The 11,369-nt window shown below is 37.4% G+C and carries 10 protein-coding genes; 6 read left to right on the top strand and 4 right to left on the bottom strand.

Going from position 1 to position 11,369, the window contains the following annotated elements:
- Nucleotides 1–341: 341 nt before the first annotated feature.
- Both L656_RS0108860 and msrA read right to left on the bottom strand, forming a co-directional pair.
- A complete protein-coding gene (locus L656_RS0108860; protein WP_024598938.1) occupies nt 342–1,118 on the bottom strand; it encodes a hypothetical protein in 777 nt (258 codons plus the stop codon).
- A 131-nt stretch (nt 1,119–1,249) separates the two neighbouring features.
- A complete protein-coding gene (gene msrA / locus L656_RS0108855) occupies nt 1,250–2,539 on the bottom strand; it encodes a peptide-methionine (S)-S-oxide reductase MsrA (RefSeq protein ID WP_024598937.1) in 1,290 nt (429 codons plus the stop codon).
- A 256-nt stretch (nt 2,540–2,795) separates the two neighbouring features.
- Here msrA and pxpB point away from each other — a divergent pair, with 256 nt between their 5' ends.
- The 5 genes from pxpB (at nt 2,796) to L656_RS0108830 (ending at nt 7,849) form a co-directional block, all read left to right on the top strand.
- A complete protein-coding gene (pxpB, locus tag L656_RS0108850) occupies nt 2,796–3,461 on the top strand; it encodes a 5-oxoprolinase subunit PxpB (protein ID WP_024598936.1) in 666 nt (221 codons plus the stop codon).
- On the top strand, nt 3,454–4,383 hold the full coding sequence (locus tag L656_RS0108845) for a 5-oxoprolinase subunit C family protein (RefSeq protein ID WP_024598935.1): 930 nt from the start codon (nt 3,454–3,456) through the stop codon (nt 4,381–4,383). The genes pxpB and L656_RS0108845 overlap by 8 nt, the downstream gene beginning before the upstream one ends.
- A 123-nt stretch (nt 4,384–4,506) precedes the next feature.
- Entirely contained in the window at nt 4,507–5,175 is a 669-nt protein-coding gene (pcp, locus tag L656_RS0108840; RefSeq protein WP_080668961.1) for a pyroglutamyl-peptidase I, read from the top strand.
- Between the two features lie 153 nt (nt 5,176–5,328).
- On the top strand, nt 5,329–7,002 hold the full coding sequence (gene asnB, locus L656_RS0108835) for an asparagine synthase B (protein ID WP_024598933.1): 1,674 nt from the start codon (nt 5,329–5,331) through the stop codon (nt 7,000–7,002).
- Complete coding sequence (locus tag L656_RS0108830) at nt 6,986–7,849, top strand: PhzF family phenazine biosynthesis protein (protein ID WP_024598932.1); 864 nt, start codon at nt 6,986–6,988, stop codon at nt 7,847–7,849. Before asnB ends, L656_RS0108830 begins: the two co-directional genes overlap by 17 nt.
- A gap of 206 nt (nt 7,850–8,055) precedes the next feature.
- Here the strand turns inward: L656_RS0108830 and egtD are convergent, their stop codons facing one another.
- Nucleotides 8,056–9,030 (bottom strand): L-histidine N(alpha)-methyltransferase, encoded by a 975-nt coding sequence (gene egtD / locus L656_RS0108825; RefSeq protein WP_024598931.1) that lies wholly within the window; start codon nt 9,028–9,030, stop codon nt 8,056–8,058.
- Nucleotides 9,027–10,298 (bottom strand): ergothioneine biosynthesis protein EgtB, encoded by a 1,272-nt coding sequence (gene egtB, locus L656_RS0108820; RefSeq protein WP_024598930.1) that lies wholly within the window; start codon nt 10,296–10,298, stop codon nt 9,027–9,029. The genes egtD and egtB overlap by 4 nt, the downstream gene beginning before the upstream one ends.
- A 629-nt stretch (nt 10,299–10,927) precedes the next feature.
- On the opposite strand from egtB, the gene L656_RS0108815 reads away from it, so the two are divergent.
- The coding region (locus tag L656_RS0108815) for a BCCT family transporter (protein WP_029750711.1) at nt 10,928–11,369 on the top strand (442 nt) is incomplete at its 3' end.

Below are 11,369 nucleotides of genomic sequence, written 5' to 3'. Positions count from 1 at the left end.
GATATGTAATACAAAGCTACCAAAGTGTAGCAAACAGAATCTTTATATTGTGTGTGAAGATGTTGTCAGTGTGAAAAATGGTTCAAGTTAGGTGGTGACTTAGCTTGAACTGTTTTTATTCTTGGCTCAAACCACACGATATGTAATACAAAGCTACCAAAGTGTAGCAAACAGAATCTTTATATTGTGTGTGAAGATGTTGTCAGTGTGAAAAATGGTTCAAGTTAGGTGGTGACTTAGCTTGAACTGTTTTTATTATTAAGCACATACATAATATAGTTATATACAGGTTAATACCTTTTAAAAAGCCCCGTAAGTTATAACTTACGGGGCTTTTTTAGTTAATTTTTTATTTGATATTCTTTTTTCAGTTCCTGTATTTGCACTTTATGTGAAAGCAAGAATGTATCAAATTTCTTAATCACGTCAGGGTAGTCAATCGACGATAATAAAAAGGCTTGTAAATCTACCGGTAGTTCGTTTTGAAAATAAACGGGTCGGGTTAATTTAAAGTATTTAACGATATTATAATTTAATACATCGTTAGATATGTAAACGCACTCTACTCGCTCTTTTAAAAGCAACTCTATCAATTCCCTTACATTAGCGGTTTCAATTAACTCAACGTTTTCGTTGTTCATTAATGGTTTAAAGCTTTGAGGCGTAAACCCTCTCACCGTTGCAAAACTAACGCATTCATCAATAGTGATATTTTTATTTAAACTCGCAATACCCGTTTTAGTCACAACGGTTGGCTGCGAATAAATAATTTCATTTAAATCACCAAAGGAAGCTTTATAACTTGGTTTCCATTGAGGATTATCTGGGTATTTAAAATCAACATGATGGTGGTCAATAAATTCTTTATAGAGGCGATTAATTGGTAATGTGTAGAACTCAAATTTGAAATCGTGCTGTTGAGCAAACAAGGTAAGTAATTTTTGACTAAAGCCATAATAGTCACTGTTATCAGCCCCACTACCGTCAAAGTACGGAAGGTATTCTATATTTTCAACACCCACTACATAATGAGTGGCTGATTTAGCGTTGGTCATTAAGAACAGAAAAATAAAAGGTAGATAAATTGACTGCTTAGCTATTTTTGATAATAGATTCATTAATAACCTAAAGAATATATTGCTGCCGGATTTAAGCCAATCAAACTTTAACAAATTTACGGGGATTATGATAAAACTATTTTGTTTTATGCAAAAAGCCTGGCTTTAAACCAGGCTTTTTATTTAGCTATTTAGCTTTTATCTCTTGGTACAAAATCAAGAACGGTTGCATTAATACAGTAGCGATCACGCCCTCTTGGGCCTTCACCTGGAAATAAATGCCCTAAGTGTATACCTGTACTTTTAGAGCGAAGCTCAATACGTGTCATGCCCCAGCTGCTATCGTCATGCTGTGTTACGTTGTTTTTTACTGGATGAGTAAATGACAACCAACCAGTACCTGAGTTAAACCTATCGCTTGTATCAAATAGAGGCTCTCCACTTAATTTATCAACAAATGTGCCATCGGGTGTATTTTTAAACTCTTTGTATTCTTTGCAATAGGGCCTATCTGTTCGTGCATCGAACGCAACTTTATAAGCATCACTGTTACCTAATTTGAATGCACCTAATGCTTTATAAAACTCTTCAGGCGTTGCGTACCCTTGACGGCCATATACCTCTACTCCGTTTTCTAAGAACAAAATAGTCGGCGTTGCCCATGTGGCTGACTTAATGGTTAAATCATCAAGTTGGTCAGCATGTCGAAATGTCATAGGTATGGTGCCTTTATAATCATTTGCGACTGCTTTTTTAAATTTTTCACAGTACGGGCAGTAATCACGAGAATCAAGTACCACTATTTGCTTACCTGCGAGTAGAGCACTGTTGTCTGCTTTTTCTACGGGTGTTTTATTAAAAACTACGCCTGTAGAATGATCGGGGCAATAGCCATTAGGGTTCTTTTCTAGATAATTTTGGTGATATTCTTCTGCCGATACAAAACCTGTAAGCGGTTTAATAACCGTTTCGATTTTGCCGTAGCTCGCATCAGTTAAAAGCTGCTGATATTGCGATTTAACTTGCTCAGCTACTTTAGCTTGTGCATCAGTAGTCGTTAATACAATTGAACGATATTGCGTACCGATGTCGTTACCTTGGCGATTTTTTTGCGTAGGATCGTGACTTTCAAAATAGTTTTTTAAGAGTTCTTCTGCTGAAATTATATTGCTGTTATACATAACTTGCACAACTTCAGCATAATTGTTCTCGTCAAAACGACGAGACTGATCAGTAATATTTCTGTACGTTGCTTTAAACCCATTACCGTCAGCATAACCCGACTCAGCATCAATAACGCCACTTAGCGCTTCGTAGCGTTTTTCGGCTCCCCAAAAACAACCAGAACCAAGTACGATGGTTTCTACATGCATGGTGGCTTCTACATTGCTATGTTCTACCTTTTCCATAGATAAAGCAAAGCTGCCTGCGCTAAATATAATAGCAGCGCCAGATAAATATAATAAATGCTGGTGTTTCATAAAGTACCTCTTAAACAAGTGCGTGCTAATTAAGACCTCCTTATCTTAATTTTCATTTCAACCTAATTACTTATTTAGTACGAAGTGTAATAAGTTTTGGTCCTCAATAAGTTAAATACAATTAATTGAATATAAAAATACTCTTAAAGTAAGCTGGGAAAATAAACACTAAACATAACTACTTAGTCGCAATGGTGTAAATAAATTAATAAAACTGTGTTACGTTTAAATTATGTTGTACAAATAGGTTTATTTAATGAAGCCAGCTCCCCATATTTATGCATTAACAAACAGTAGTTTACTGCTTGATGCATCGCATTTAGACGCTACAGATAGACTCTCTATTCAAAAGAAAATTTGGGCTTTAACCAGCCACTGTAAAAGCACTAATGAATTTACCGATTTGGTGCCGGCCATGAACTCGCTCACTCTTTATTTAAAATCAGATAAACACTTAAATAAATGGTTACAAGTACTACCTACACTTTGGAGTGATATTAAAAGTAGTACTTTTAAAGGGAAGCATCACTTAATAAAAACCACCTACAAGGGTGAGGATATTAATTACGTAGCCCACTATCATAATTTAAGCACTGATGAGGTTATTAATATTCATAGTAAAACCAAATACCACGTTTTATTTTTAGGCTTTCAGCCCGGTTTTGCTTACCTACACGGCTTAGATGGGCAATTACATACACCAAGGCGTGATGAACCACGTACTAGAGTCCCTAAAGGTTCTGTTGCGATAGGTGCTTCTCAAACCGGAATTTACCCCGCTGATACCCCAGGTGGTTGGCACATAATAGGCCATACAGATACAGCTTTGTTTGATTCGACCTCTGAACAACCTTGCTTAATTCAACCAGGTGATACGCTTGAATTTGTTCCACTAGTTAATAAAGAAGCAACTCATGATTAAAGTACTTAAAAGTGGTGTATTACTTACAATTCAAGATTTTGGCCGTGTAGGCTACCGCCATTTGGGTGTAAGCAAAGCGGGCAGCTTAGACCCGTATGCGCAAATAATTGCTAACAGATTACTTAACAATAACGACAATGATGCTGTTTTAGAAATAACCGTTGGTTTGTGCGAGCTGGAATTTAGCTGCGACACAGTAATTGCGCTTCATGGTGCCGATTTGCAAGCAACCCTTGACGGACAAGCAATTCACCCTGGTTGGACATACGAAGTAAAAAACAAACAAGTACTGAGCTTTGCTACTGGTAGAGCAGGGTTGAGAGCTTATTTGGCAGTGAAACACGGTATACGAAGTACTGAAATTATGGGCTCTAAATCTACAGATTTAAATGCGTGTTTTGGTGGTATTGAAGGTAGAACTCTCACCACTGGTGATGAAATACCTATTACTCCTTATTATGGAAAGTTTATAAAAGTAGGTGCAATTGCACCTCCTAAGCGTAAACTTATACGATTACACCCAAGCCCCCATGCGAACTTGTTAGGCGAACCTTTACTAAGCAACTTTGTATCTACCGCATTTAAAATTAGTAGTAACAGCAACCGAATGGGCGTAAGGCTTGAGCATAGTAAGAATAGCTTGATGCATTCGCACTCTTTGCCATCACTAGGAGTGAGTCCTGGGAGTATTCAACTACCACCAAATGGTGAGCCAATTGTGCTACTTAATGATGGCCAAACCACAGGAGGCTATCCGCTTTTAGGGACTGTTATTGAAGCCGACTTACATCAATTTGCGCAATTTAGACCTTTAGATAATATTGAGTTTAAATATGTAACGTTTGAAGAAGCTGCAAAAGCGAAGCAGAAACTTGACGGGCATCTACATCAATTGAGCCTTGCACTTAAAAATAACCTATAAAAACATTCTAGAATCAACACGCCCTAGATTTAAAAAATAGGTAACATGTAATAAAGGTTCAAATTCCGACGGCAGCTAACTTACTCGCCGTTATTATTATTTTAATGTATAGCTTGGTGTTTAATGACTAAATCAACTTCTACTATGCCGTGTGTATTAATAACCGGTTTTGCTCCTTTTGGTGGTGAAGCTATAAATCCTTCTTGGCAAGCAGTGCAAAAACTTGATGAAACTATCATCATGAAACACAAAATATGCACACTAGAACTTGCCTGTGAATTTAATACGTCTATCAGTCAGCTTATAAACGCCATTGAGTCGCACAATCCAGCGGTTGTTTTGTGTATAGGTCAAGCCGGTGGACGCAGTGAAATTTCAATTGAGCGTATTGCAATAAACGTTGACGATGCACGCATTAAAGACAATGCAGGCAAGCAGCCTATCGATACACCAATAGAAAAAAATGGCCCTGATGCCTATTTCACAAACTTACCAATAAAGCGCATGTTACAAGCATTGCACAACAGCAATATACCTGCTGCCATTTCGAATACGGCAGGTACGTATGTGTGTAATCACGTTATGTATGGCCTTATGCATTACATAAATGATCACTGCGCTGTAATGAAAGGTGGCTTTGTGCATATTCCTTATTTACCAAGCCAAGCTGTGCACCACAATGGCGCACCAAGCATGAGTGAAAACACTGTTATTAACGCGCTAAAAGTTATGGTTGCGCAAGCTTTGAACAATAATAGCGACGTAAAAATGGCAGCAGGTACCACTCATTAACCAATTTGGTGCGGTTACATATAACTTGGTGCATAAATTATTCTTAATTAATTGTAAAAGCTATGTGACTTGAGTAATTTTTTCTGATAAAACAAGGTTTCGCAGCACAGCAAATTGGCTTTGCTGCACACATAATAGGAATGAGGAGTTACTATGTGTTCAATTTTTGGGGTATTAGATATTAAATCTGATCCCACTCAATTGCGTACCCAAGCAATTGAAATGTCAAAGCTGCTTAGACACCGTGGCCCAGATTGGTCTGGTGTATACGCATCTGAGAAAGCTATTTTAGTGCATGAGCGTTTAGCTATTGTTGGTGTATCAAGCGGTGCACAGCCTTTATACAATCCTGAAAAAACAAATATTTTAGCGGTTAATGGCGAGATTTATAATCATAAAGAACTTGCAGCAGAGCTAGACGTTGATTTTACTTTTCAAACTCAATCAGACTGTGAAGTTATTTTAGCGCTTTATAAACAAAAAGGGCCTGACTTTTTAGATGACCTAAATGGCATTTTTGCATTTTGTTTATACGACGAAGAAAATGACGCTTACTTAATTGGCCGTGATCATATTGGTATTATCCCGCTTTACACTGGTCACGACGAGCACGGTAACTTTTACGTTGCTTCTGAGCTAAAAGCACTTTCTCCAATTTGTAAGCACATTGAAGAATTTCCTCCAGGGCATTACCTGTACAGCAAAGATGGCAAAATGACGCCTTATTACAAACGTGATTGGGAAACATTTGATGCAGTTAAAGATAATAGTGCAGAAGCCCAAGACGTTAAAGATGCATTAGAAGCGGCCGTTAAACGCCAGCTAATGTGTGACGTGCCTTACGGCGTATTACTTTCTGGTGGTTTAGACTCATCAGTTATCTCTGCTATTACTCAGCGTTTTGCTGCCAAACGTATTGAAGATAACGACGAAAGCGATGCATGGTGGCCTAAACTTCATTCTTTTTCAGTTGGCCTTGAAGGCTCACCTGATTTAGCGGCTGCACAAAAAGTAGCTGACATGATTGGGACTATTCACCACCCTATTATTTTTACGATTCAAGAAGGTATTGATGCACTGCGTGAAGTGATTTACCACATTGAAACGTACGATGTAACAACGATTCGTGCCTCTACACCTATGTACTTAATGGCTCGCCAAATTAAAGCGATGGGCATTAAAATGGTGTTATCTGGCGAAGGTGCTGATGAGCTATTTGGTGGCTACTTATACTTCCATAAAGCCCCTAACGCACAAGAGTTTCATGAAGAGCTAAACCGTAAAGTATCAAAACTGCATATGTTTGACTGCTTACGTGCTAATAAATCAATGGCGGCATGGGGCGTAGAAGCACGTGTACCGTTCCTTGATAAAGAATTTGTTGATGTAGCTATGCGTATCAACCCTGAAGCTAAAATGTGTAAAGATGGCAAAATTGAAAAACATATTTTACGTGAAGGCTTTGAAGGTTACTTACCTGATGAAGTTTTATGGCGTCAAAAAGAGCAGTTTTCAGACGGTGTAGGCTACAGCTGGATTGATACGTTAAAAGAGTTTGTAAATGAGCAAGTAAGCGATCAAGAGCTTGCAAATGCGAAATTTAAATACCCTATTAATACACCAGACTCAAAAGAAGCATATTACTATCGTGCAATTTTTGAAGAACATTTCCCTGGTGATGCATCCGCTAAATGTGTACCACATGGTAAGTCGGTAGCGTGTTCGACTCCTGAAGCACTGGCATGGGACGCATCGTTTCAAAACAATGCCGATCCATCAGGTCGTGCTGCGGGCGTTCATAACGACGCATATGCAAGCAAAGGTTAATACTCTTTGTTTGGCGAAGCGTAAGCCTAAATGGCTTGCGCTTCGCTTTATAGAATTCACTTCCACCGAATCTGTTTTTTATAGCCCTGCAAATAACTTAAAAGGCTCAAGCGCTTTAATTGTTATTTATAAAAATGGGTTAACATCAAAAACAATGCAATATATTGCATCACAATCAATTCACCCTGCTACCGTATTTTTAAATCAAAATGAGATAACTAAACGCCATTGCAATATTCGCTGGTTTAACCAAATAAGTGAAATTAAACGCTGCGGACATGGCACTTTAGCGGCCGCTAATTTTTTAATAGGTTATTTAGGTTATTGCCCTAAAGTATTTACTTCAATGAGTAATGAGCGTTTTGCTATAAGAGTAAAAAAACAACGCGCCCAGTTGTTACTAAAAAGTATAGAGCCTAAAAAAAGCGAATTAGCTGCGGGTGAGTTAAAAAGTGTATTTTCCTCAGCAATAAAAACAGCCTACAGTACCGGTGATAAAAACGGTTATACCGTCGTGCTATTTAATGAAGAATTTAATAAAGAAGTTGAAATAGACGATTTAAAAAGCTTACATGTTGATTTTAAAGCTTTGAGTAAACTCCACAAAAATGCAGTAATTACCCTTAGTATAAAAAATAAAGACAAGAAAAATGCCATAGCGCGTTTTAGATATTTTGCCCCCCAGTTTGGCGTAAATGAGGACAGTGCAACGGGCTCTGCGGTATCTGTTATTGCCCCACTTCTATTTAGACTGCATGGTTTAAATAAAGCTAAGCTTATACAGCAATCAAATAATGGCGCATTGCTAAACTATGAGTTTAACAATGCCCAAGTTGTCATTTACTAGGGCGTGTTGATCTTTGCGAATTGAAATTTGTTCAATCTAGGGGCGATTAAATCGCGGCGCGAGGTTTGTAACCTAGTGGGCTAAGTAAAAATCGAGCAACAAAGAGTTTATCGCCCCTAGGCAGAACCCGAAGGGCAGCACATGTTTGGCATTTATGCTGCGTTATCGCCTATCAAAGATCAACACGCCCTAAACTTAAGTAACGTTTAAAGCGGTCTTAATAAACATAAGGCAAAATAGTTACTATCGTCTTGCCATGTTTGCTCTAACTTTAAATTAGCTTGCGCTGCAAGCTGCTTAAACGACTCAAGCGTGTACTTGTGAGAGTTTTCCGTATGAATGCTTTGACCTTCTATAAAGTCTATTTGCTGATCATTTATAATCACGCTTTGAGTACAATTACTTACTAAATGCATTTCGATACGGCTATGTTGCTCGTTAAAGCGTGACTCGTGGCTAAAATTGTCTAAGTTAAATGTGCCATTTAACTCGTTATTAATACGTTGTAGTAAGTTTTTATTAAACGCGGCGGTTATACCTAATTTATCGTTATATGCATCAAGTAACACTTGGCGCTCTTTTACTAAATCAATGCCAATTAGCACATAGCCATTTACACCACATAAGCGATGGAAATTATTCATAATTTCAATTGCTTTTACAGGTGCAAAATTACCAAGAGTAGACCCCGGAAAGTACACCAGATTTGTTTGACTATCTAAAGCTGTATCTTTGGTTAGCTGTTTAACCATTTGACTATGTGTAAAGTCTCCTAATAATGGCGAAATTGCCAAATCTGGAAATAACGGTGACAAATGAGCAAGTGAATAACTGAGCATCTCTTCAGAGATTTCAAACGGTACAAAGGTTTTTACGTTTGCCATATGCGCTAATAAATAGGCAACCTTTTTACCCGAGCCACAGCCAGGCTCTATAATAGAGAGGTTTTCAGGTAGCATTTGAGCAATCGACTGCGAATGTTGCTCTAATATAGAAAGCTCAGTTCGTGTTACGTAATACTCTTGTAATGTTGTTATTTGCTCAAATAATGCAGCACCTTTATCATCATAAAAATATTTACACGGAAGCGTTTTTTGTTGTTGAGTTAATCCGCTTATCACGTCGTTTAGAAATTCAGTGTCGGTTATGTTACTTTGCTTAATCGCTGTTACTTGGCTCATACTATATCCTTAGCTAGTCTTATCCCGCTGCACATCCACGCTTGATGCGGGTAATAAAAATTACGATATGTTTGTCGTAAATGGTTTTGAGGGGTAAACACACACCCGCCACGTAGCACCATTTGGTTATTCATAAACTTACCATTGTACTCCCCTGCTACTCCTTCAATAGGCTTAAAACCAGGGTATGGTAAATATGCACTGTTCGTCCATTGCCAACACGCATCAGTTAACTGGTTTATTTCAGTATCAGTCTTTGCTTGCTGAGGTGTTAGGTCGTTATTATTAATCTCTGTTGAAGCTGTATTTTTAGCTGCATATTCCCACTCAAACTCTGTAGGCAAGCGAGCCTTTACAAAATTAGCATAGGCGCTGGCCTCAAAATAACTAACATGGCAGATTGGTGCACTTAAATTAAGAGGCTGCAATCCATAGTGTGTAAACTCAAACCACTCGTTATTTATGCAATGCCAATACAAAGGTTGCGTTAAACTATTATTTTGTATATTTGCCCAGCCGTCGCTTAACCAGTACTGTGGATTGCTATACCCACCGGCATTTATAAAGTCTAAATATTCACCATTAGTGACCAACCTGCTAGCAAAGCTGAATGGATGAATTAATACTTGGTGTTTGGGACACTCGTTATCATATGCAAATTCATCGTCGGCATTTGTGCCAATATTAATAATGGCTTGTTCAAAATTGATAAAGTTAAGGGGCTTAATATCTGCTGATTTGTTTTGGCTATTTAAAAATGATGTTTGATATTGTGGAAATAATGGGTTTACTGAAAAGTTATATTTGATGTCCATAAGCATTAGCTCTTGGTGCTGTTGCTCGTGATTTAAACCAAGATCAATAATATCTTTAATTTGTGGGTTAACTTCAGTATTAAGCAATTCAATTACACAGCTATCTACATGTTCTCTGTAAGCTAGAACTTCATCTAAACTAGGCCTAGATAAACTACCTCGGTTGGCTCGTTTAAATTGCTCTCCAATCCCATTGTAGTAGGAATTAAAAAGCATTCTATAGTGAGAGTTAAACACAATGTACTGCTTACAATAAACACTAAGTAAAAACGTTTCAAAAAACCATGTTGTGTGTGCTAAATGCCATTTGCTTGGACTGGCATCTGCCATAGCTTGTAATTGGCAATCCTCTACAGTGAGAGGTTCTATAATCGCTAGGCTTTCGCCTCTAACGCTGCAAAAGCGTTTAACAAGTTCGTTTTGATTGGTATTGTTTGTAACGCATTCACGCATAATAGTATTAATCCTTTGCCTATCTATTTATAAAATATAGCTTAGTGTTGTGTTAAATCATATTCATATTACAACTTGATTAAAGATGCTTATCGGCTTATAAATTTATAATAACCCTAAAGGGGAATTTGCGCTTTGCTGCTTGTTTTTTAATTTTTCTTAGGTGCATCTAAGCATGCACAATAACGCAGAAGCAGTTACCGAACCCACTAGGTTAGAAACCTAAAAGCGATTAAATCGTTCCCAAATTGAACGAATTTCAATCCTAAAAGGTCAATAATCCCTAGTATTTAAGCATTAAATAAGTTACTTAAAAGTGATCTTTTTTTACTTAACTAAGTAAATTAATACTTTTAATAGCAAACTAATTTTTAACGTTCACTGAATTTAGAATTTTTTAGCTTTTAAATAGAAGAATCATTAATTTGGCTATATAAACAGCGTTTTAAATACAAATTCATTTACATTTAATATTTAACTCATACACTACTAGCTGTATGATCACTCTTCAAATTAGTTAGTCTTCAAATAATTACGGTATTACTTTTTACTTAATATTTAAAGGCTAATGTAATTCGATATGACGCCGAATTTATTTTGGCTTGTTAGGACAACTAAAGAGGTATTGCATGAAGGAAAATCATGACAAATATAGTATTGACAATACGGACTACACCGTAGGTCAGGACAACGTACAAAAGTGGGGGTTTGATATACACAACCCTGTTTTTGGAACTAGTGCGGGCCTGATTGTCATCTTTTTAATCGCCATACTTGTTACCGACCCACAAACTGCAAAAACAGCGCTTGATAGTATCAAGACCGATATTATTAATAATTTTGATGCCCTATTTATGTGGGCTGCCAACTTCTTTGTACTATTTTGTTTAGCACTTATTGTTTCTCCTTACGGGAATATTCGCCTTGGTGGTGATGATGCTAAACCTTCTCACTCTCGAATTTCATGGCTTGCTATGTTATTTGCTGCAGGTATGGGTATCGGTCTTATGTTTTGGGGCGTTGCTGAACCGGTTGCTTACTTTACTGGTTGGTACGAAACACCACTTAACG

Source organism: Pseudoalteromonas sp. TAE56 (assembly GCF_000497955.1).
Lineage (GTDB): Bacteria > Pseudomonadota > Gammaproteobacteria > Enterobacterales > Alteromonadaceae > Pseudoalteromonas.
This window is presented reverse-complemented; position numbering and strand designations above follow the sequence as displayed.